Consider the following 21,575-nt stretch of genomic DNA (forward strand, 5'->3'; position numbering starts at 1 on the left):
GTCCCTCCCCCTGTGTCAGCCCGAACCGTACTCCAAAGCCGGCTCCGGATCGACACTCCGGCTGCTGGAAATCGTCAACTGGTTCGGCTGCACGTCGTAGCGGGTGCCGTCGGAAGGATTCGAGACGGTGAAGCCGCTGCCCGAGCGCTGTGCGTTCTGCAGTTCGAGGCTCGCGCCATCGCTGAGCCGCTCCCCGCGGTAGTAGTAGCTGTCGCCCGACTTGCACACCACCGCCAGCGACAGCGACGTGCGAATCGCCGCGGCCGGTGTGCTGCCTTGGTCGCAGCGTGCCGAATGTCCAACGAAGCCTTGGGAATCCGTGCCCGACACGCCCTTGATCGGCTTACCGCTCGCCGTCGAGGTGGTGGTCGTCGTCGACGTGGTCGTCTCCTCGGAGGACGTCGCTTCGGACGACGATGACGACGACGTCGGTGGTGGCGCGGCGAGCCGCGACGTCGGCGCGGTGCCGCTGTCTCCGCCGCTGAAGACCAGCACCAGCGCCAGCACCACCGCGGCGGTGAGAAGCACGATCGTCGCCACCATCAGCCCCACCTGGCCCTGGCTGAACCGCCGGGCGGGACGTTGGGGAGGAGGCGGCGGGGCCGGCGCGTACGGCGGCGGCGTCGGATGCGCCGCGGAGAACTGCCGCGTCGACGGCGGCGCCGCCGGGGCGACCGGCGCGGCACTGGGCGCGTGTTCGGCCGCCGCTCCCGCTGCGCGGGCCAGATCCCCGGCCGAGGTGTACCGGTCGGCCGGCGCCTTCGCCATGCCGCGGGCGACGACGTCGTCGAACGCGCGGGTGATGCCGCGCCGCATGATGCTCGGGCGCGGCGGGGCCGAGAACATGTGCGCGCTCATCACCTGCCGCACATCGGCCGCCTCGAACGGCGCCCTGCCGGTCAGCATCTCGTAGAGCAGACACCCCAGCGAGTACACGTCCGACGCCGGCCCGCCGCGATCCCCGCTGAACCGCTCCGGCGCCATGTACGCACACGACCCGACGACCAGACCCGTCGACGTCACCGTCGCCTCGCCGCCGCCGTGCGCGATCCCGAAGTCGACCAGGTAGGCGAAGTCGTCGGGCGTCAGGAGCACGTTCTCAGGCTTGATGTCGCGGTGCACCAGACCGTTGGCGTGCGCGGCGTCCAGAGCCGCGGCGACCTGCCCGATGATCGACACCGCACGCCGCGGTTGCAGCGCACCTTCGGTGCGCAATAGCTGCTTGAGGCTGGGACCTTCCACCAGGCGCATGTCGATGTACATCACGCCGTCGATCTCGCCGAAATTGTGTACCGGGATGACGTGGGGTTCCTGCAGCCGCGCCGCGATTCGCGACTCCCGCCGGAACCGCTCCTGGAAGTTGGGGTCGGCGGCCATCTCGGGCCGCAGCAGCTTGATCGCCACCATGCGCTCGCGCGCGGTGTCGTAGGCGCGGTAGACCTCACCCATTCCCCCGACCCCGATCACCGACTGCAGCTCGTAGGGTCCGAACCGCGTGCCGATCTTCGGGGAGCTCACATGCAGTCCTTTCCGTTCGTCGCCGGGCACGCCGCATAGGCTTCCCGCTCCGAGCGGCTCCCTAACTGCCGGTCAGCAACCGCGCAGCAATTCGCCCAGCTCGGCGTCGAAGCGATCGGCCAGATCCCACAGGTCATCGACCAATTGCGGGCACGAGATTATGCCGACGTTGAGCCGGTCGGCCACCGACATCACCGTGATGTTCAACCCGGACCCGTGGAAGATCGGCCCCAGCGGATACAGCGCGGTCACCTCGGCACCGCAGCTGTACAGCGTCGTCGGCGGGCCGGCCACGTTGGAGATCACCACGTTGTGGATCGCCGTGTGCGTCAGCGGCGTGTGCGACATCACACCCAGCAGCCAGCTGTACATGCCGCGCGAGAGCAGCTGTGCCAGATCGACCAGCAGCGTCGGCCCCAACGACCCGCTGTGCTCCTTGGCGCGCTGGTTCGAGGCCGCGATCGCGTGCAGCCGCTCCAGGGAATCCGCGATGTCGGTGTGCAGATTGCTGAACATCCCGGAGAGCTGATTGCGGCCCGGACGGTTCGACTCGCCGTGCACCGACGCCGGCACCACCGCGATCAGCGGCTTGGCCGGCAGCTCGTCGCGATCGGACAGATAACCGCGCAGCGCACCCGCGCACAGCGCCATCACCACGTCGTTGACCTTGACGCCGCAGCCGTTCTTGACCTTCTTGACGTCGGCCAGGTCCAGCTGCACCAGCGCGATCGAGCGTTCCGAGGTCAGCTCGCCGTTGAACCGCGTCCTCGGCGCCGAGAACGGGGCGGCCATCGCGGTGCCCGTGACCGCGCGGTTGACCGTCTTGGCGACCATCGCCGCGGTCTCCGGAACCACCCGGGTCAGCTGCCACGGCCGCGTCACGAACCGTATGAGACCGTCGGCGGCGATCGCCCACGGCGCCGTGTCACCGGGGCCGTCGACGGGAGCCGGTGGCGGCGCGTCGGGCTCCAGATCGCACAGCGTCTCCAACAGATTCGCCGCGGACACCCCGTCGACGGCCGCGTGGTGCACCTTGATTATCAACGCCAGCGGACCGCCGTCCTTCAGCGCCGCGCCGTCGATCCCCTCGATCACCCACATCTCCCACAGCGGCTTGCTGCGGTCCAGCGGCACCGACGCGATGTGCCCGCACACCTCGGCCAGCTCGTCGCGGCCGCCGGGCGACGGCAGGCCTATCCGGTTCAGGTGCCGGTCGAGGTCGAAGGTCTTGTCCGGCACCCACACCGGATGGTCGAGGTTGAGTTGGCTGTCGCCCAGCTTGGCGCGCAGTTCGGGCAGCGCCTGGATGCGCTCACCGATGTGGTGTTGGAACCGCTCGTAGGTGAAGCCGCCCGGCACCGTCGACGTGTCGACCATGACGACCGAGCACACGTGCAACGGCACGGTGGCCGACTCGCTGTACAGAAGACCCGCGTCAAGCCCACCCAGCCGTTCCACCCGTCCGACGTACCCCCTTCGACGGCGGCGTCAAACTCCCGGCGGGGTGAACGAGACGACCTTGCCCCGGTTGATCGACACCCAGTCCCGCGCCTCCAGGTACGGGCGGAACGTCTCCGCGATCGCCTGCTGGTCTGCGGGTGCCTTCGGCCGCTGCAATTCATAGAGGTGCGGGAACTCCGTCCACGCGACCACCGCGTCCCACAGCCGCAGCGCCGCCTCTCCCGTCGGCGGATCGATGAGCACCGGCCCGAACAGGCACTGCCCGTCGGGAAAGAACAGCGTCGGCACCCCGTAGCCGTCGGCGTCGACGACGCGCTGGTGGTCGGCCATCACCTCGTCGCTGGTCGTCGGGTCGGCGATGGCCTGGTCGACCAGTCCGGGGTCGAAGCCGAGGTCCTGCAGCAGGTGTTGCGCGACGGCCTTCTCGTGCGGCTTGTGTCCCTCCACGTGCAGCGCCCGCGCCGCCCGCTCGTACCAGGCGTCGACGTCGGCCATCGACCGCCGGCGCAGCAGCGCGCCGATCCGCATCATCGACCAGCCGTAGGACCACTCCCGTTCCCACGGGTGCTTCTTGCCTTCCAGGCGGTTGATCTCCTCGAGACTGAAGAACCGCCAGTTCACGGTGAGGCCGGTCAGGTCGCGCACGTCGCGGATCCACCGCGACGTCTGATACGCGTACGGGCACATGACGTCGAAGTGGAAGTCGACGGAGGTCGGCCGCTCGGTCACATCGTGAACCTCAGGTTGCGGGCGGCCCGGTCGCCGAGCGCGTCGTCGCCCTTCCAAGTCACCGTGCCCGCGTCGATCTGGGCCTGCGGGTCGATCCGGCCCGACGCGAGCTGGATGAACGTCGTCGAGTCGGTGGTGACGACGACGTCCGGGTCGTCGAGGTGGTCGACCTTCTTCGCTTTGCCGTCGACGCGGACATGCAGCTGTCGGGTGACCGGCCCGGTCAGGTCGAACGTGATGCTTCGGCCGTCGGGCAGCCCCACCTTCTTGCCGACGATGTAGCCGATCGAATTCTCGACCTGGTCGAGCGCCAGTTCGGCGGCGATGCCGGCGTCGTCGGAGGCGCGGCCCAGTGCGGTGGTGACGTCGCGTTCGTGCACCCAGATGTCGAAGACACGGATCGCCAGGAACCGGCCCAGCGTGCCGGGGCCGACGGGCATCCAGGACGGCCGGTCCAGGTCCCCGGCCGTCATCGACGCCAGGTCACGCCTGCGCAGGTCGAAGACCGCCCGCATCTTCTCCGGGTACGGCGCGGGATCGGCGACGAACTCGGCGGCCCGCTCGAACGGCGGCAGCTGCTCGACGGTCTCGGGCCACCAGCCGGCCAGCACGGCTTCGATGCTCACCACGTGGTCGAACACGCCGCGCACCGTCCAGTCCGGGCACAGCGACTGCGCCTGCCACTCGGCGGCGCTCAGGTCGTCGGCGAGGGCTTCCATCGCGGCGTAACAGTGTTCGGTGGCGTGGCGGATGTCGTCGAGCGTGCGCGTCATGCTTCCCATGCTTCATCTCTAGCGTTGAGACTGCGCCCACGGCGGCGAAACGGCCGAAATGTGCGCCGCCAACGCAGTCTCAACGGGGGTCAGAACCCGCCGCGCGCGATCACCGCGCGCTGCACGCGCTGGAGAATCTCCGCCTGCCGGTCGTCTTTCACCACCCGGACCACGGTCCAGCCGACCGACGCCAGATACTCCAACCGGATGATGTCTTTGCGGTAGGTCTTGTCGTCCTCGCGATGGTGCTGCCCGTCGTACTCGACGGCGACATTCAGCGCCTCCCACCCCATGTCGAGGTAGTAGCGGGGATAGCCGTCCGGCGCCAGCACCGGGATCTGGGTAGCGGGCCGTGGATAGCCCGCGCGCACCAACATCATTCGCACCCGCGACTCCTGCGGCGACTCGGCGCCGGCGTCCACCCAGCCCAGCACCCGATCGACGCGGCGCAGATGACGGACGTGCGGATGCCGCTGCGCCAGCCGGCGCACGTCGTCGCCCTTGAAATGCGTAGCTCGGGCCAGCGCGTCGAGCCGGGCGACCGCCTGAACCTCGGAGCCCTGCCTGGCCAGATCGAACGCTGTGCGCTCGGGCGTCGTGACCGGCAGCCCCCGAAGGGCGATTTCGTCGTCGAGCAGGGTGTCGTTGCGGGTGAGGACACCCGGTGGAGCGCGGTGATTCGGCCAGTTCAGCTCGATCACAGCGTCGTCGTCGACCCAACTGGCACCCCACAACGCCGACGCCGCGAGTCCCGACACAACGCCCTGCCTGCCCGACCACAGCCACGCCGCCGCCGCGCGTTGCCGCAACGTCAACTCGGCACGCGCGGGCACATAGACATCCGGCAGCACCCGCCGGTACCTCGTCCGCAATTGATGGCGCGTGAGTGCCCCACTCGCCAGCGCCTCGGTCCCGAGAAAGACCCCCTCCATGCAGGAAGGGTGGCATTCGTAGGGGAAGCGCCGCTGAATCTATCCACAGGCTGCGTTGAGACTGCGCCCACGGCGGCGAAACGGCCGAAATGTGCGCCGCCAACGCAGTCTCAACGGAATTGTCAGGCCGCCACGGTCTCCTGCACCGCGTTGGCGGCCAGCGTCGGCAACGACACCGACATGCCCTCGACGTCGATCCGGCCCCACGAGTAGAAGTTCAGGAAGTCGATGGTGGACGTGACGATCTGCACGGTCACCGACTGGCCCGGCTGCAGCGTGTGCGCGACCTGCTCCAGCGAGTACGTCACGGTGTGCGTCTGCCCGTCCAGCACCACCGGGATCGGCGTCGCCTGGTTGCCGAGCACCAGGCGCGTCTTGTCGTCGACGATCTGGGCGTAGACGTGCCTGGCGGTGCCGGTTCCCGAGTATGTCAGCGTGAGTTCCGGTGCGCCGACGATGTGGGTCACCTCCGTCGCGGCGGGCACCTCGAGGTTGACCGCGTTGAGTGCCGGTGCGGCAGAGGGCAATCCGAGCACGATGCCGAGCAGGCCACTGAAGATGACCCGCGGCTGCGGGCCCGAGCCTCCGATGAACGGCACGAACGGGATGGTCTTCGGGTCGGTGCGTTCGCCGGTCAGCGGAGTGCCCGTGGTGGCGACCGGGTAGGTGTCCGACGAGTACCACTCGCCGTTCTGGTCGGTCCACTCGAACTGCGGGCCGGTGTCGGCGGTCGGGTCGTCCTTGACGTAGTGGTCGAGCCAGGCCAGCGTCCGGTCGATGACGAGTTGCCCGTCGTTGCGGGTGCTCACGCAGGCGCCGTGCCCGCCGCAGTACCACACCACCTTGGTCGTCGTACCGGCCGCGATGAGCGCTTTGGCGTTCGCATCGGCCTGATCCAGCGTGAACAACGTGTCCACGGTGCCCTGGAACAGCAGCGTCGGCGTGGTGATGTCGCCGAGCTGGTCGGCGTAGCCGCGGTCGTTGAGCAGGTCGATGTCGGACTGCTTGACCGTGCCGAACAGGATGCCGCCGATCGCCGCGGGCAGGATCCGCTCGTTCGGCCGGGACAGCGTGAGCACCAGCACCGACGACAGCAGGGTGGCCCAGCCGCTGCGGACCGCCTCCCGCGGGAACAGCACATCGGTCAGGCTGTTCCACGCGATCGTCGGGACGATGGCGTCGATCCGGTGATCAATGGCCGCCGTGGCCAACTGGATGCCACCGCCGTAGGACGCCCCGACCATCCCGATCTTCGGGTCGTTGATGCCGTCGAGCGCGACGTCGGGCCGGGCGGCGAGCCAGCTGATGATGCTCGAGATGTCGCGGCCCTCGTAGTCGGGTGACTGCAACTGCATGCGTCCGCCCGAGCGCCACTCGCCGCGCGGATCCCAGGACACCACGTTGTAGCCCTGCTCGCGCAGCAGACCGATGCCGATGACGTCGTGCGGAAGGAGGCTGTCGTAGCGCAGATTCAGCGTGGTCGGTCCGGGCAGCCCGAGGCCGGGCCCGTCGAGCACCGTCGGCGCCTGGCCGAGCTCGTCGTAGACGAGCGACGGCATGAAGTTCACGAAGATCTCGGTGCCGTCGAACGACGTCACCCGGTAGCTCTTCGCCTGCGGCGCACCCGGAGGCGCGAAGTGGTCGATGGGGAATCCGATGATCGGCTGCAGGAAGTCGCCGACCAATGGAATCGCGTGCAGTGCCGAGACGATCGGAGTGACGATGAACGTGCCGACCACCGGGATCTTCTGCAACCACAGCAGCGGCGGATGCACCTCCTCGACCGTCACGCCGGTGGGGATCGGGTAACCGTCCGCACGACTGGTGGTGGTGACGTCGCCGACGCTGGTCGGCGTCTCGTTGGTCGCCTCGCGGCCCGCTGTCACCACCGACATCACCAGGGAGGCCAGCGCCGGCAGCGCGGGGTCCTGATCGGCGTCGACGTCCGCATGCTCGGCGGCGAGCCGGTGGAACAGCGTGGTCGTGGCACGGACCGGCGTATCCGGCTCGTCCTCCTCGGCCTCGACTGCCGCCGGCTCCGCCACGGCTGTCGGTTTCCCGACGACGGCTGTGGGTGTGTCCTCGGGGGCAGCCTGAGGCTCGGTGACGGGTTCGGGTGCGGCGTCCGGTTCGTCGGCCTCGGCCTTCGGGGCTTTGTCGGCCTTGTCGGCCTTGTCCGCCTTCGCGGCGGGTTTGTCGAGTGACAGCTTGTGCCGTTTGCGGGCGGGCCTGGTGCCCGCATCCGGCTTATCCTGGTCCGTTTCCTCCGCCGCGGGCCTGGTCGGCCGGGAATCCGCAACGGTCTTCGTCGTCGTCGAGACCGACGTCGACGCCGTTTCCGAGGAGGAACCCCCGTCGTCCGCGACCGCTACACCTGCGCCCGCGACGATCGCGGCTCCGATCCCGAGTGCTACCGCCAACCCGCCGACACGACCCACGAAAGACCCCGCACCCATGGGCTCCATGAATACCGGTCGCGTCCGATGTCCGTGGCGGGTTCGGCCCATCGCGCCGGATATCGCCGTCGATCCCGGCGATCACCCTCGAAATCAGCAGCCGGCCCGACGCCGCCCGGCAAATCACCGAAGGCTCGAAGCGGCACGGTAGGGTTGGCGTGGGTTGGTAGCTCAGCCCCCCGGAAACGTCGCGGCGGCGATCTGATCCCCGCCTGAGTCTCGGACTCGACGTCAGCCGACCAATAACGATGTCGGTGCTCGAGGGATAACAGTTGAGTTTCAGCTACTGCGATGTACGTCTCGTTCGGCGTGCTTTGGCACTGATCGGCGTTCGTGTCGGTACAGTCGGTGCGTCCGACATGCCGCCCCTCGTTCCGACCGGACCGGGGACCGTCTGGAATGACCCCAAGGAGGTCACGCGTGACCGCCGCCCGCTCCGGGCCGGTGGTCGTCGAACTCCAGCGACACCCCCACCAGTAGCGGCCCGCAGCGGCATCCGCGCGGGCCGGCCATCCTCACACACCTTCACCGTCCTTCGCAGACCTGAAGCTTTTAGGGGCCTGTCATGAGCTTATTCACCGACACCATGTACGCCAACGCCCGCACCAGCACCAAAGGGCTGATCACCGGCGAACCGCACGCACCTGTCCGCCACACCTGGGCGCAGGTCCACGAGCGCGCCCGCCGGGTGGCAGGCGGCCTCGCTGCCGCGGGCATCGGGCCCGGCGACGCCGTCGCGGTACTGGCCGGCGCCCCAGTCGAGATCGCACCCACCGCCCAGGGCATCTGGATGCGTGGCGCGAGCCTGACGATGGTGCACCAGCCAACGCCTCGCACCGACCTGGTGCGCTGGGCCGAGGAGACCACCGCGGTGGTCACCATGATCGCAGCGCGCGCCGTGGTGATCTCCGACCCGTTCATGGCCGCCGCCCCGGTGCTGGAGTCATTGGGCATGACCGTGCTGACCATCGAAGGCCTGCTGGGCTGCGCCCCGATCGACCCTGTCGACACAGGAGACGACAGCATCGCACTGATGCAGCTGACCTCCGGTTCGACGGGATCCCCCAAGGCCGTGCAGATCACCCACGCCAACATCGTCGCCAACGCCACCGCGATGACGGTGGGCTGCGATTTCGACGTCGACACCGACGTGATCGTGAGCTGGCTGCCCTGCTTCCACGACATGGGCATGACCGGCTATCTGACCGTGCCGATGTACTACGGCGCGGAGCTGGTGAAGATCACCCCGATGGATTTCCTGGGCGATATCTTGTTGTGGCCCAAGCTGATCGACAAATATCGCGGCACGATGACCGCCGCGCCGAACTTCGCCTACAACCTGCTGGCCAAGCGTCTGCGCCGCCAAGCTGTCCCTGGTGCGTTCGATCTGTCCTCGCTGCGCTGGGCGCTCTCGGGCGCCGAGCAGGTGGATCCGCTCGACGTCGAGGATCTGTGCGACGCGGGCGCACCGTTCGGGCTGCGGCCCGAGGCGATCATCCCGGCCTACGGCATGGCCGAGACCACGGTCGCGGTGTCCTTCTCGAAGTGCGGCGGCGGCATGGTCGTCGACGAGATCGACGCCGACCTGCTGGCCGTGCTGCACCGGGCGGTGCCGGCCACCAAAGGCCACACCCGCCGGCTGGTGTCGCTGGGCAAGCCGCTCGACGGCCTCGAGTTGCGCATCGTCGACGAGGACGGCAGCGAGCTGCCGCCCCGCGGCGTCGGGGTGATCGAGGTGCGCGGTGAACCGGTGACGAAGGGCTACACCACCGTCGCGGGCTTCCTTGCCGCACAGGATGATCGGGGCTGGTACGACACTGGCGACCTCGGCTACGTCACCGAGTCCGGCGAGATCGTCGTGTGCGGCCGACTCAAGGACGTCATCATCATGGCCGGCCGCAACATCTACCCGACCGACATCGAACGCGCCGCGGGCCGTGTCGAGGGTGTGCGGCCAGGCTGCGCGGTGGCGGTACGCCTCGATGCCGGGCTCTCGCGGGAGACCTTCGCGGTGGCGGTGGAGTGCAAAGACTTCCGAGACGAAGCCGCGGTGCGCCGAGTCGAGCGGGCAGTCGCCCACGAGGTGTTCGCCGAGGTCGACGTCCGCCCCCGCAACGTGGTGGTACTCGAACCAGGAACCATACCCAAAACTCCGTCGGGCAAACTTCGGCGCGCGCACGCTCTTTCGCTGGTCAGCTGAGAAAAAGAAGCCTTTTCCCCATCCCCCGAGTCGAGTACCGTCGGAAGACACGATGGCCGACTACGACGCACAGCCGGGGCGTGAGGAACCGGTGGAACCGTCTACCGCGCAACGCGAAGCCGACGACCTCGACCTGCTCGCCGGCCTGCGGGGAGTAGCCGAACTGGTGGCCGACGCCCGCACGGTGCCGGAATTGCTGGGCGACGTCGCGCACTTCGCGGCGATCGCAATCCCGAACGTCGACGGCGCGAGCACCGCGCTGCTGCACGCCCCGTTCGAGGTACGCGCCGTCACGGCGACAGCGGATTTCGTCGAGGTCATCGACCGCGTTCAGTATGACGAGTTGCGTGAGGGCCCGTGCCTGACCTCCATGATGTCCGGACGGGTCGCGGTCAGCGGCTCCTTGGGCTGCGACAGTCGCTGGCCACACTTCGGCGGCCGGGTGGCCCGGATGGACGTGCACTCGGCGCTGTCCCTGCCGCTGATCGTCGGCGGTGAGGTGATCGGCGCGATCAACACCTACGCGAAGGCCCGCGACGCGTTCGGCGAGCACGCCGTCGCGCTCGGGCTCCAGTTCGCCGGATCGGCCGCGGTGTCGGTGTATCACGCCCAGCTGCTCAGCTCCGCGCGGGCGCGTACCGAGCAGTTGCAGCGCGCACTCGGCAACCGAGCGGTGATCGACCAGGCGATCGGCATCATCCGCAGCCGCTCGGGCGCGAGCGCCGAGCAGGCATTCGAGCGGCTGGCGCAGACGAGTCAGCGGGACAATGTCAAACTGGTCACGCTCGCCGAGCGGATGGTGGACGAAGCCGTACGCCGCGCCCGAGCCCGCCACCGCAGCTAACGCACTGAGCCGTGCGCGAATTGGGTGATCTCGGCGATCAGCACCGGGCGGGAGTAGCGGTCGTTCATCAGCCGGCGAGCCAGGTCGGTCAGGTGTTGGCCGTTCGCATGCGAGTACGCGCGCAGCACCGTGAACGCCTCCTCCACCGGGACATCGAGCACCTCGCGGAGCAGCCCCTTGGCCTGCTCCACGACGGTGCGCCCGGCCAGGGTGGCACGCAACTGCGGAAGCACGCTCGACGGTGTCGGAGCCTGCCCCTGCAGGATCGTCACGCACGCGATGTGCGCCAGCGTCTGGGCCACGAGCAGGTCGGCATGGTTGAGGTGGCCGGGAGACGTGCCGAACAATCCGAGAGCCCCGAGCACGAGCCCGGCCGCACGCATCGGCACGGCGTGCACCGAGGCGAAGCCCTCGGCCACCGCTTCCGGAACGAACCGTGGCCAGCGCGCTTCGGCGGCGGCATCCAGGTAGGCGACCGATACCGGTGCGCCGGTGGTGTAGCAGTCGACGCAGGGACCCTGGTCGGTCTGCAGCTGGAAGAGTTCCAGGTCGCGGGCCTGCTGGGTGGTGGCGGCCACAATATGCAGCCGATCGAAGGGGTCGGCCAGCAGAAAGCCGGCCGCGGCGACGTCGAGTAGGTTCGCGGAGCGTTCGGTGAGTTCGGTCAGCAAGTCCACCACGTCGAAGTCGACGAGAAGACTGTCGACGAGAGAGTTCACCGCATCGAGAACGGCCTCCTCGCGCGGGGTCTCTGTCATGTCAGCCTCCATTTCGGTGCCTGTCGCACGTCCCTCACTCCAGCCGCAGTCGGCGTTCGAGGATGTCGCGAGCCACCTCGGTGGCGGCACGGCCGGCTGCGTAGGCGTGCGCGCGGAGGCGCAACAACGCCTCTGCAGGTTCAATACCCAACTGCGCGACGACCATGCCGGTGGCCTGGCTGACCTCGGCGCGCGACAGCGCGTTCAACTCGGTCCATGCGGTGCTGTCCGGGTCGGTGACGGCGGCATGCAGGTCTGCGTCGAGCAGGTCGAGCACCGGGATGCCGGCCAGTTCGGCGGCGATGATGGCCCCGGCGAGCTGATCTGCGCCGAATCGGCCGGGCTTCACCCGGAACAGGTCCAGCGCACCGACGTACTCGCCGGCAACCACCACCGGCATCGCGTAGACGCCGCGGATCCGAAGGTCGAGCATGGCCCGCCCGTACACCGGCCAGCGCTGTTCGGCCGGATCGGCGAGGTCGTGCACCATCACCGGCGAGCAGGTCGTGACCGACTGCAGGCACGGCCCTTCGCCCACGGTGAACTGGAGTTCGTCGAGAGCTCTGGCGTCGCCGCCGCTGGCTCCCAGTGTTCCGGTGCTTGCTCCGTCGAAGACCAGCGAGATGGCCGCGGCATCGACGTCGAGCAGCGTCACGCACGCTTCGCAGAGCCGGTCGGCGGCCTCGGCGCCGCGACGGCCGCCCACAGCGGCAAGGAGTTGTTCGCGCAGCGCCAACCTCTACCCGACCATCAGCCCGACGCGGGTGTGTCCCGGCGTGGGCGGCGATAGGTTCATCCGGTCTGGCCTCTGTTCCTCGAGAACGGCTGGCTTCACATCCCCTGTTGCCGGCCTCGTAGGCTCAGATTACGCCGACGGGCGGCCTGTCGGGCCCGAAGCGCGGAACGGAGCCCGCCCTGCCGCTCACCCGGGGGCAGCGCAGCCGCGCCACCGTGGAATCGCTTCTCCGAAGCGGTTTCTGGGGCATCGTCTGCCGTCGCCATCAGGAACCGGTCGGGCAGGGCCAGCTTGTGAATGGTGCGCAGGGTCAGCAGGTACTGACGGGGCAGCGACGCGGTGGTGTACGGCAGGTCGTACTTCGCGCACACCTCGCGGACCCGCACGGCGATCTGGGCGTACCGGTTGCTGGGCAGATCGGGAAAGCAGTGGTGCTCGATCTGATAGCAGAGGTTGCCGCTGGAGAACGCCAGCGCGCGGCCGGCCTTGAAGTTCGCGGTGCCGAGGATCTGCCGCAGATACCACTCACCGCGGGTCTCCTCGCCGAGGACGTCCGCGGTGAATTTCTCCGCGCCGTCCGGAAAGTGGCCGCAGAAGATCACGACGTAGGCCCACAGGTTGCGCAGCAGGTTCGCCACCCCCGCGGCGACAAGCGTTCTGCGCCAACGCTTCACCGTCAGGGCAGGGAACACCACGTAGTCCTTGAGCGCCTGCCGGGCGACCTTGCGTCCGAGCATCGAGCGGCGTACACCGTCCGACACCGGCCGGTCCCGCTCGGAGTGCACACCCTGAAACGCGATACCCCATTCGAAGACCGCGGCCAGCAACGCATTGCGCAGCGGCTGGAACAGATGCGCCGGCTGCCACGGTTCGTCGCGGGTGACGCGCATGACGCCGAAGCCGAGGTCGTGGTCGTGCCCGATGATGTTGGTGTAGACGTGATGGCGGTAGTTGTGGGAGTACCTCCACTGCGACGAGACCGCGACCATGTCCCACTCCCAGGTGCTGGAGTGGATCTCGGGATCGTTCATCCAATCCCATTGGCCGTGACCGACGTTGTGGCCGATCTCCATGTTCTCGACGCTCTTGGCATACGCGAGGGATGCGGTGCCGAGCAGCCACCCGGTCCGCGACCCGCTCAGTCCGATGACAAGTCGGGAGGCGACGTCGAGAGCGCGCTGGAACAGGATGGTGCGCCGGATGTAGGCGGCGTCGCGGGCACCCAGCGACTCCTCGACATCTCGCCTGATGGCGTCGAATTCGGCGCCCAGTGCTTCGATGTCGGCGTCGGTCAGATGCGCGTAGGCGGCAACGTCGGCTATCGCCACGGGCGGGTCCTTTCGATCTGTGGGGACGGTGAGCCGATCTCGGCGACGGCACGCTCGGCCACCAGGCGCTGGCCCAGGGTGGTGTACGCGCCGGCGACCGCCGACCAGGCGAAGTCGGGAGCGAGCTGGCGCGCCTCGGCGGCCATCGCTCCGGCCAGCCGCGGTTGAGTCAGGATCTGGCGCAGCGCGGAGGCCAGTGCGTCGGAGTCGTCGTGGTCGACCAGGATGCCCGCCCCGCCCGACAGCAGCTCCACGGCGTGCGGGAACGGTGTCGCGACGACGGGCCTGCCGTTGGCGATGGCTTCCACGAGAATCGCCGAGGAGACCTGGTCGGTGGAGTCGTAGGGAAGCACCACCACAGACGACGACTGGATCAGCGCGGTCAGCGATGCACGGTTGTACGAGCGGGGGTCGAACGACACCGAGTCTGCGACCCCGTTGAGGCGGGCCCGCTCGATGCACGCCTCGCGGTAGGCGTCGCCGTGCAGGGCCGCTTCCCGGGGATCCGTCTGACCGACCACCACGTACCGCGGACGGCCCGCGACGCTCTGCAGCGAGCTCATCACGTCGATGACCCGCTCGATGCCCTTGCCAGGGGCGAGCATGCCCCACGTCAGGATGGTGGGCCGGCTGGGCCGCTTGAGTCGGGGGCCCGAGAACACGGTTCCGCCGTGCGGGATCAGAGCGACCTTGCGTGGCTCCACCCCGTAGTCGCGGCACAACCGGTCGCGTGCGGCCGCCGACATCACGATCACGCGGTCGGTCATGGCCACGATGCGCTCCAGGACCCAGCGCTCGTGCGGCCGCGGGAGCTGGGGGATCTCGTGCGCGACGGCGACCGACGGAACCTGCAGGGCCTCGATGAGTGACAGCACCTCGTCTCCGTGAGTGCCGCCGTAGATGCCGTACTGGTGCTGGATGACCGCGACGTCGCTGCGATTCAGCCGGGCCGCGCAGGCCGCGACCGACGTGGCCGACCCGTTGACCAACTCGTCGTCCGAAGACTCGGTCTCGGGTCCGTCGGCGATGCGCACGAGGTCGACGTCGTTACCCAGCGCGCGCAACCCGTCGGACAGGCCGGCGCTGAACCGGGCCACCCCGCACAGCGTGGGCGCATAGGTGCTGAGCACTCCGAAGCGCACCGGCCGCGACATCGGCAGTGCATGTGAAGCGGACATCATCAGCAGCCCGTCCCGTAGTGCAGATATCGGTAAAAAATGTTGTGCGCCTTCACTTTCAAGTTATGAGAGGTCATCGGGTGTCGCCGCTCAGTCGGCGGCTCTGCTCGCGAGCAGTGCCCGGATACTCGATGCGTTCTCCGATGCCGCGGTGGCCATCATGGCGGCATGTGCGTCGTCCGGGTCGGTGGGCGCGGGGATCACGAGCAGCAGCATCTCACCGCCCCTGGCGCCCTGCACTCCCAGCGTGCCCGCCGGATGCCGGTCATAGCCGTCGAGCCGCACCAGCTGATCGGCGAAGCGCAGTTTGGCCGGCGCGCTCAGCCACTCGGCGCGGTTGTACCGCACCCGTTCGATGTTGCCCAGTCGTACCGACAGAACGGTCAGCAGATCGGGCAGTTCGGCACTCAGGTCGTCACTGTGGGGCCACCAGGCCCCGTCGACGAACCCTCTGGCGGGCGCCTTGCGCTTGAGGCGCAGCCGCGGCGTACTGTCGGGTCCCCGGTGGATTTCTTGGTCTTCGAAATCGGTGTGCTGTGTCATTGGGGTGATCCCGCCTGAGCCCGCGGGAGGACCCGAATTCGACCCGGCGACGACGCGAGCTCGAGACGTGCCGCGTGCAACATTTCTCCGGTGTCACCCCAGCATACGCCAGCTGACCGAGAATCCTTGGACAGATTGACGACTGGACAAACAACACTGCACAAATGAAAAGTGGGCTGGTGAGTGTGACTCACCAGCCCACCATCGAAGCTCGTGCCGCTTAGACGGCCGTCACGTTCACGGCCTGCGGGCCTTTGTTACCTTGCTCGACGTCGAACTCGACGCGCTGATTCTCCTCGAGCGAGCGGTAGCCGCCGCCGGAGATCGCGGAGTAGTGGACGAAAACGTCCTCTGCACCGCCGTCGGGGGCGATGAAGCCGAAGCCTTTGTCGCCGTTGAACCACTTCACAGTTCCCTGTGCCATTCTTTTTCAACTTCTCTCATGGGGAAGAACGCCAGTTTTCGGCGTCCCAACCCAACCGTATCACGTGTGGGCGCATCGTCCGATCACGAACCTGCGGGCTCGCACCACTTCGCGCTCTCGGTGCGCGCGAGACCGAGGACGACACAAGCGGTTTCGTAGAGACGGCCGCTTTCTGTCTCGATCGAGGCCGGCAGACCTGCCGCCGTGCGCAACACCATCGTGCCGAGCGCCTGCGACGTCATGCTCGGCACGACAAGCAGTTTCGCTCCCGCGTTACGCCCCACGATCGACATCAAGCGGGGCCGCCGGTGATGCTCGCCGGGCAACATCATCCGCGAGCCGGTGGCGATCGTCTCCAGGTCCAGCTGGCCTTCCGTGGCCGACCAGTTGATCTGGATCGTCTCGATCTCCCCCAGCGCGCGATGGAGCGCACCGATCAGATCAGGGAGTTCCGCGGCGATTGCGGAGGAGTGGGGCCACCACGCCCCGTCGATGCCGCCGCCCAGTTCGGGCGCGAGCGTGACCCGAACAGGCTTCGACGCACGACGGGCGCGCGGTATGCCGTTCACCGATGGGGCGAATCAGCAGAATGATTCTTCGACGGCAGATCGGAGAAAACGGGGGCTTGCACCGGCTCGTCCGGGGACGAGGACGGGGCTGCGACTTGCGGCGCCTGACGATGTGAAAAGAGTTCAGACGATTCCATGAGCACGTCCTTGTGTGTTGGGAGAGTCCCCGCGGATAGGTGGGAGCGAATCGATCGCATCGCCGGCGGGACAACCCTGCGTCCCACGATACACCCCGGTACTGCCCACGGGCACCGCGCATCGGGTCCGCACCCGGATCCGCGCACCCCGGTGCGGCACGAAGATCACGTGCCGCAGCCGTCGGCGCTCGCCGCGCGACGACGTCGTCTCGAGCTCGACGCGGCGCAGGATCTCCCCCAGCACGACCCGGAACTCGACCATGGCGAAGGTCGCGCCCAGGCAGCGGCGGTTGCCGCCGCCGAAGGGCAAGTACGTCGACGGGCTCGACGTCGCCCCCAGCATGCGCCGCGGGTCGAACCGGTGTGGCTGCGGATAGTGCTGCGGATCGGCGTGCACCCACACCATGCCCGGCACCACCATCACACCGGCGGGCAGCAGACAACCCGCCAGCTCGACGGGCTCGGTGAGCACCCGACCGACGTCGAACACCACCGGCCTGATCCGCAGGGTCTCCCTGGCCACGGCGTCGAGATAGTCGTCGTCGCCGTCGCGCGCCGCCCGGACCGCCGCCGCCAGCACCGCCGGGGTCCGGGTCAGCCGCTCCAACGCCCAGGACAGGGCCGTCGCCGTGGTGTCGTGACCGGCGGCCAGCAGCGTGATCAGTTGATCGCGCAGCTCCTGGTCGGACATTCCGCCGGCGCGCACCAGCATCGCCAGCGCATCGGAGCGCTCGGCCAGCGCGGGGTCGGCGCGGTGGTCGGCGATCTCGGCATAGAGCAGCCGGTCGGCCTCGGCGATCGCCTCGCGCATCCGCCGCCACGGCCGCCGGCGCAGCAGATCCGGGTTGGCGATCGCCATGGACTGCCACGGGCCGAGGTTGAGCACGCGCGGCATCACCGTCCGCAGTGCGGCCAGCCGGGCCGGGTCGGACGCGCCGATGACGGTGCGCAGGATGACCTCGAGGGTGATCTCCGACATCCGCGGCGCGACCGGAAACGTCCGGCCGACCGGCCAGGTCGCGATGTCGGCGGCAGCGATCTGCGCGATCAGCGGCGCCTGCGCGGCGACAGCATCGCGGGCGAACGGCGCGAGCATCAGCCTGCGCCGCTCGCGATGGGTGTCCTCGTCGACAACCAGGACCGAGGACTCGCCGAGCAGTCCGGTGAGAATCGAATTCGCTTCTCCGGCATGGAAAGTACGGGAATCGCCGGCGAACACGGTCTTGATGTCGGTGGGGTCGGTCAGGTAGACCATGGTGCCCATGGTCGCCACCCGCAGCGTGAACGACGGACCGTAGCGGCGCCGGCACGCCGCGATGAAGCGCGGACCGCAGGTGAACATCAACCCCGCCTGGACGATCCGCGGCAGCCGCGGCCCCGGCGGCAACGACGTCGTCGCCATCACCCCAGCCTACGAGGGTCGGCAAGATCTCACTGTCTCAGCTGAACGCGCCCCACAACTGGATGACGAGCACCACGGCCACGGCGGCAAAAATCGCCACGAAGAGCACGACCGCGACGACGCCGACCGCGGTCCTGGGATTCAGGTTGCGACCAGCGGTCAGATCGGCATTCTTACTGGCGGAGGTCTGCGCCGATTGAGGCGAGATCTCCCCCGGGGGGACACCCCCAGCGCGCTCCTCGCTGGGGGTGTCCATGGGGTCGGGATCCGGGGGCAGCGCGGTCATGAGGAGTCGGCTTGCCGCTTGTCCTTCTCGCTGTCGCTCAGGTCCTCGATCCGGTCGGCGTGCGCGCGCACACTGGTCGCCGCCCGTCGTTTGTCCGCGGCGTCGTCGAGTTGCTCCTCCGCCACGTCGGTCACCGCCTTCTCCGCAGCCTTGCTGCGGTTCTGGGCGCTGCGCTTGGCCTTCTCCGCCGCCGCCACGCTCTGCTCGGCCGACTCGGCGATGTCCTGCTTCGCCGCTGCGCTTCGTTGCGCCGCCTTTTGCGCCGCCTCCTGCTTGCCGCGCTCAGCCTCTTCGCGCGCCTCGGTGACACGCTCCTGCGCCGACTGGCGCGCCTTCTGCGGTGTGCTGGCAGCCTTTTCGCGCTGGGCGGCCAGCTGGTCCTCGGCCTGTGCCTTCTTCTGCTCCGCCATCTCGTCGAGGCGCATCGCTTCACCCAGCGCGGCCGCGCGCTGAATGCGGGTGATACCGCTCTCCTCGAGTTCGCTGTCGCGCAGCGCGCTCCCGGCCGCGGCGTCGAGCGCGCCGAGTGCACGCTCGTACATCAGCCGGCCGGGCGCCTCCTGGTCCATCCGCGCCACCACGCGGTCCTCGACCAGTTGCAGTGGCGTTCGGGCGATCCGGTACTGCAACCGCAGGATCGCAAAGGGAACGTCGGTGATTCTCATCGAAAACTCCTGTGTCGCGTCAGGGCAGGTTGGGGTCGGCGCCTTCGGCGCGGCGCCGCAGACGGTCGGCTTCGGCTTGGGCCTGCGCGGCTTCGTCGACGTCCTCGCTGTAGTCCTGGAGGGCTCCGTCGTACTCGGCCTGCGCCGACGCCACCTGCTGGCGCTCGTCGGCGTGCGCGCGCAGCGCCTCGCTCTGCACCTCGGCTTCGAACTGTGTCTGGGCCCGGGCGGCGTCACGCCGCGCGGCCTGCTCGGCGGCGCTCTCCTGCGCCGCCTGCTCCGTACGCACGGACGTCTTCGCGGCCGCAGCGCGGACCTCGGCAGCCGAGCGCTCCTGGGCCCCTTCCTGCCGAGCCTCCCTGGCCACCTCTTGGGCCTGCGAGGCTTCTGCGTCCGCCTCCGCGTCGACGCGGCTCGCGTCACGGCGTTCCCTCGCCTGGGTCTGATCGAGCTGACCTTCAGCGGTCAGCGCATCGTTACCTGTCACAGCACCCGCTACTTCTTTGGCCTTCCCTTTGACGGAATCCACGAAGCTCTTGCGGGTCTGGGCAGCGTTGTCGTCGGTCATCTGGCCTCCTTCGCGGGGAGGCTTACCCCTGCTGGTCAGATCTACACGCCAGAGAAAGGGTCTTATTTTGCGGCGCCGTTGATTGCCGGCTGGTCGATCATGCCGCGCTCCACGCCCCAGATCGTGGCGATGGCCCGGTACTCGCCGCTGTCCATCAGGTGCTCGAGCGCAGTGCGCAGCGGCTCCGCCAGCCCTGACCCCTTCTGCACCGGCCAGCCGTACGGTGCGGAGTCGAACACGTCCCCGGCGGGGACCAGTTCCCCGCGGCTCAGTTTGATGGCGAAGCCCGTCACCGGCGAGTCCGCCGACATCGCGTCGACCTCACCTTTGAGCAGCGCCGTGGTGACCTCGTCCTGGCTCTTGAACACGACGATGTCGATCGGCGCCATCCCGGCCGCGGTGCACTGGTCACTCTTGCCTGGCAGCTCTTCGGTCTCCTGCAAAGTCCCCTGTGCGACACCGATTTTGAGGCCGCACGCTGATGCAGGCCCGAGCGCGGTGCCCGGCCGGCGAGCCCACTGCGTCCCCGCCTTGAAGTAGGTGACGAAGTCGACGAGCTCTTCGCGTTCTGTCGTGTCGGTGACCGACGACGTCCCGATGTCGAACGTGCCGTCCACCACCGCGGGCAGGATCGCGTCGAACGGGGTGTCCCGGAAGTCCGGCACCAGGCCGAGCACGCGGGCCACGGCCGTGATCAGCTCCACGTCGAAGCCGACGAGCTGACCGTCGGCGTTCTTGAACTCCATCGGCGCGTACGGGACGTTCACCCCGATGACCAGCCGACCGGTCTCGCGGACGTCGGCGGGCACCGTCGCCGCGATCGACGCCACGGCGCCGTCGGGCAGGTTCTCGTCCGCGCCGGTGCCGTCGCGCCACGGCGCCCATGCCCACAATCCGGCCGCGGCAGCGGCGAGCACCACCACGCCGGCCGCTGCCGCCAGGGCCTTGAGGGGAACCCGGCGGCTCTGCCGGGCCGCGTGCCGAGAGCCATGCCGGGGGCCACCGACGGCCCGGCGCACCGGGGCGCTGAGCGCGCGCCGTGCGGCGACAGCCAGTTCGCCGGCGGTCTGGAAGCGCTTCTCGGGCTTCTTGGCCATGCCCCTGGCGATGACCTCGTCGAACGCGGCGAGCCGGGGATCGGTATCCGACGGCCGCGGCAGCGGCGACACCATGTGGCCGGCGATCTGCTGTTCGAGACTGTCGGCTGGGTAAGGCCGTGAGCCGGTGAGACATTCGTAGAGCACACAGGTGAGCGCGTAGATGTCCGAGCGCCGGTCGACCTCGCCGCCCTCGAACCGTTCGGGCGCCATGTAGGCCAACGTGCCCAGTGTGCTGCCCGCGGTGGTCAACCCCTGCTCACCCGCAGTGCGGGCCAGACCGAAGTCGATCAGATAAACGAAGTCGCGGCCGGTGATCAGGATGTTGGACGGCTTGATGTCCCGGTGGATCAGCCCGGTCGCGTGCGCGGCATCCAGAGCGTGGGCGACCTGCTCGACGATCGTCACGGCGAAGTCGGCGCCGAGAGGCTTGTCCGCCTCCTCGAGGATCGTGCCGAGGTTGCGGCCCTCGATGAGACGCATGTCGAGATAGAGCCGGCCGTCGATCTCCCCGAAGCCGTGGATGGGGACCACGTGCGGATCGTTCAGTCCGGCAGCGGCCTGCGACTCACGGCGAAACCGCTGCTGAAACGTGACATCGGCGGCCATGTGATACGGCAGCACCTTGAGCGCGACGACGCGGTCGGTCCTGGTGTCGTAGGCGCGGTAGACCTCCCCCATGCCGCCCTGACCGATGAGCTTCTCGAGACGGTAGTGCCCGAATGGTGTCGCATTCACCGGTGTTCTCCTCGGCTGCGGCCAATCGGTGTGTCGTTCGAAGCTACAACAGGTTTGCCGGGAGTGCCCGGCCGCATGTCAGTCGGCTCCCGCCACGTTGCCCGTTCACGGACATCGCGGCGCAGAACCTCTCGCGGTGGTGCGTGGGTGCTGCTTTTGTACCACGGCGCGACGACACACGGTCCGGATGGGGAAAACGGTGGACGTGTGGTTTCGGGGCCCGCTTGCCGCGG

General features: G+C 68.7%; 20 protein-coding genes. 2 read left to right on the forward strand and 18 right to left on the reverse strand.

The window, feature by feature from the left end:
* Window positions 1–15: 15 nt before the first annotated feature.
* The 6 genes from G6N45_RS00415 to G6N45_RS00440 form a co-directional block, all read right to left on the reverse strand.
* Window positions 16–1,518, reverse strand: a complete 1,503-nt coding sequence (locus G6N45_RS00415; protein ID WP_163719744.1) for a serine/threonine-protein kinase — start codon at window positions 1,516–1,518, stop codon at window positions 16–18.
* 72 nt (window positions 1,519–1,590) lie between these two features.
* Window positions 1,591–2,976, reverse strand: a complete 1,386-nt coding sequence (locus G6N45_RS00420; protein WP_163719746.1) for a WS/DGAT/MGAT family O-acyltransferase — start codon at window positions 2,974–2,976, stop codon at window positions 1,591–1,593.
* A 30-nt stretch (window positions 2,977–3,006) separates the two neighbouring features.
* Window positions 3,007–3,708, reverse strand: coding sequence for a mycothiol-dependent nitroreductase Rv2466c family protein (locus G6N45_RS00425; protein ID WP_163719748.1), 702 nt, complete (start codon window positions 3,706–3,708; stop codon window positions 3,007–3,009).
* Entirely contained in the window at window positions 3,705–4,481 is a 777-nt protein-coding gene (locus tag G6N45_RS00430; protein WP_246228831.1) for a maleylpyruvate isomerase family mycothiol-dependent enzyme, read from the reverse strand. Before G6N45_RS00430 ends, G6N45_RS00425 begins: the two co-directional genes overlap by 4 nt.
* Window positions 4,482–4,570: 89 nt before the next feature.
* Window positions 4,571–5,413 (reverse strand): type IV toxin-antitoxin system AbiEi family antitoxin, encoded by an 843-nt coding sequence (locus tag G6N45_RS00435; RefSeq protein ID WP_163719752.1) that lies wholly within the window; start codon window positions 5,411–5,413, stop codon window positions 4,571–4,573.
* Between the two features lie 122 nt (window positions 5,414–5,535).
* Window positions 5,536–7,869, reverse strand: a complete 2,334-nt coding sequence (locus G6N45_RS00440) for a S15 peptidase family protein (RefSeq protein WP_163719754.1) — start codon at window positions 7,867–7,869, stop codon at window positions 5,536–5,538.
* Between the two features lie 565 nt (window positions 7,870–8,434).
* Between G6N45_RS00440 and G6N45_RS00445 the strand changes: the two genes are divergently transcribed.
* Together G6N45_RS00445 and G6N45_RS00450 are read left to right on the forward strand one after the other, a co-directional pair.
* Window positions 8,435–10,069, forward strand: a complete 1,635-nt coding sequence (locus tag G6N45_RS00445; RefSeq protein ID WP_163719756.1) for a fatty acyl-AMP ligase — start codon at window positions 8,435–8,437, stop codon at window positions 10,067–10,069.
* Window positions 10,070–10,121: 52 nt separating this feature from the next.
* Entirely contained in the window at window positions 10,122–10,913 is a 792-nt protein-coding gene (locus G6N45_RS00450; RefSeq protein WP_163719758.1) for a GAF and ANTAR domain-containing protein, read from the forward strand.
* Here the strand turns inward: G6N45_RS00450 and G6N45_RS00455 are convergent.
* From G6N45_RS00455 to stpK7, 12 genes are all read right to left on the reverse strand, one after another.
* The gene (locus G6N45_RS00455) at window positions 10,910–11,671 is read right to left on the reverse strand and encodes a GAF and ANTAR domain-containing protein (RefSeq protein ID WP_163719760.1); all 762 of its coding nucleotides are present in this window, start codon (window positions 11,669–11,671) and stop codon (window positions 10,910–10,912) included. The genes G6N45_RS00450 and G6N45_RS00455 overlap by 4 nt on opposite strands.
* A gap of 34 nt (window positions 11,672–11,705) precedes the next feature.
* Entirely contained in the window at window positions 11,706–12,407 is a 702-nt protein-coding gene (locus G6N45_RS00460; RefSeq protein WP_163719762.1) for a GAF domain-containing protein, read from the reverse strand.
* A gap of 95 nt (window positions 12,408–12,502) precedes the next feature.
* On the reverse strand, window positions 12,503–13,735 hold the full coding sequence (locus G6N45_RS00465) for a fatty acid desaturase family protein (RefSeq protein WP_163719764.1): 1,233 nt from the start codon (window positions 13,733–13,735) through the stop codon (window positions 12,503–12,505).
* Window positions 13,726–14,913 (reverse strand): glycosyltransferase, encoded by a 1,188-nt coding sequence (locus tag G6N45_RS00470; protein ID WP_246228832.1) that lies wholly within the window; start codon window positions 14,911–14,913, stop codon window positions 13,726–13,728. The genes G6N45_RS00465 and G6N45_RS00470 overlap by 10 nt, the downstream gene beginning before the upstream one ends.
* 90 nt (window positions 14,914–15,003) lie before the next feature.
* Complete coding sequence (locus tag G6N45_RS00475) at window positions 15,004–15,456, reverse strand: DUF5994 family protein (RefSeq protein ID WP_163719766.1); 453 nt, start codon at window positions 15,454–15,456, stop codon at window positions 15,004–15,006.
* 220 nt (window positions 15,457–15,676) lie between these two features.
* On the reverse strand, window positions 15,677–15,880 hold the full coding sequence (locus G6N45_RS00480) for a cold-shock protein (RefSeq protein WP_048417088.1): 204 nt from the start codon (window positions 15,878–15,880) through the stop codon (window positions 15,677–15,679).
* 83 nt (window positions 15,881–15,963) lie between these two features.
* A complete protein-coding gene (locus G6N45_RS00485) occupies window positions 15,964–16,449 on the reverse strand; it encodes a DUF5994 family protein (protein WP_057151373.1) in 486 nt (161 codons plus the stop codon).
* 123 nt (window positions 16,450–16,572) lie between these two features.
* Complete coding sequence (locus G6N45_RS00490) at window positions 16,573–17,988, reverse strand: cytochrome P450 (RefSeq protein ID WP_163719769.1); 1,416 nt, start codon at window positions 17,986–17,988, stop codon at window positions 16,573–16,575.
* Between the two features lie 37 nt (window positions 17,989–18,025).
* On the reverse strand, window positions 18,026–18,274 hold the full coding sequence (locus tag G6N45_RS00495; protein ID WP_057151374.1) for a DUF6480 family protein: 249 nt from the start codon (window positions 18,272–18,274) through the stop codon (window positions 18,026–18,028).
* Window positions 18,271–18,939 carry an IF2 family translation initiation factor gene (locus G6N45_RS00500; RefSeq protein ID WP_163719771.1) on the reverse strand — a complete coding sequence of 223 codons (669 nt, stop codon included), beginning with the start codon at window positions 18,937–18,939 and terminating at the stop codon, window positions 18,271–18,273. The genes G6N45_RS00495 and G6N45_RS00500 overlap by 4 nt, the downstream gene beginning before the upstream one ends.
* Before the next feature lie 19 nt (window positions 18,940–18,958).
* A complete protein-coding gene (locus G6N45_RS00505; RefSeq protein WP_163719773.1) occupies window positions 18,959–19,507 on the reverse strand; it encodes a CsbD family protein in 549 nt (182 codons plus the stop codon).
* A gap of 62 nt (window positions 19,508–19,569) precedes the next feature.
* On the reverse strand, window positions 19,570–21,342 hold the full coding sequence (gene stpK7 / locus G6N45_RS00510; protein WP_163719775.1) for a serine/threonine protein kinase StpK7: 1,773 nt from the start codon (window positions 21,340–21,342) through the stop codon (window positions 19,570–19,572).
* Window positions 21,343–21,575 lie beyond the last annotated feature (233 nt).

Source organism: Mycolicibacterium psychrotolerans (assembly GCF_010729305.1).
GTDB classification, from domain to species: domain Bacteria; phylum Actinomycetota; class Actinomycetes; order Mycobacteriales; family Mycobacteriaceae; genus Mycobacterium; species Mycobacterium psychrotolerans.

Bases quoted from the DNA above. Each gene is read 5' to 3' on its own strand.
- G6N45_RS00455 (WP_163719760.1), bottom strand. From the start codon at position 11,671: ATGACAGAGACCCCGCGCGAGGAGGCCGTTCTCGATGCGGTGAACTCT.
- G6N45_RS00440 (WP_163719754.1), bottom strand. From the start codon at position 7,869: ATGGGTGCGGGGTCTTTCGTGGGTCGTGTCGGCGGGTTGGCGGTAGCA.
- G6N45_RS00495 (WP_057151374.1), bottom strand. From the start codon at position 18,274: ATGACCGCGCTGCCCCCGGATCCCGACCCCATGGACACCCCCAGCGAG.
- G6N45_RS00430 (WP_246228831.1), bottom strand. From the start codon at position 4,481: ATGACGCGCACGCTCGACGACATCCGCCACGCCACCGAACACTGTTAC.
- G6N45_RS00505 (WP_163719773.1), bottom strand. From the start codon at position 19,507: ATGACCGACGACAACGCTGCCCAGACCCGCAAGAGCTTCGTGGATTCC.
- G6N45_RS00435 (WP_163719752.1), bottom strand. From the start codon at position 5,413: ATGGAGGGGGTCTTTCTCGGGACCGAGGCGCTGGCGAGTGGGGCACTC.
- G6N45_RS00445 (WP_163719756.1), top strand. From the start codon at position 8,435: ATGAGCTTATTCACCGACACCATGTACGCCAACGCCCGCACCAGCACC.
- G6N45_RS00475 (WP_163719766.1), bottom strand. From the start codon at position 15,456: ATGACACAGCACACCGATTTCGAAGACCAAGAAATCCACCGGGGACCC.
- G6N45_RS00490 (WP_163719769.1), bottom strand. From the start codon at position 17,988: ATGGCGACGACGTCGTTGCCGCCGGGGCCGCGGCTGCCGCGGATCGTC.
- G6N45_RS00450 (WP_163719758.1), top strand. From the start codon at position 10,122: ATGGCCGACTACGACGCACAGCCGGGGCGTGAGGAACCGGTGGAACCG.
- G6N45_RS00500 (WP_163719771.1), bottom strand. From the start codon at position 18,939: ATGAGAATCACCGACGTTCCCTTTGCGATCCTGCGGTTGCAGTACCGG.
- G6N45_RS00480 (WP_048417088.1), bottom strand. From the start codon at position 15,880: ATGGCACAGGGAACTGTGAAGTGGTTCAACGGCGACAAAGGCTTCGGC.
- G6N45_RS00470 (WP_246228832.1), bottom strand. From the start codon at position 14,913: ATGTCCGCTTCACATGCACTGCCGATGTCGCGGCCGGTGCGCTTCGGA.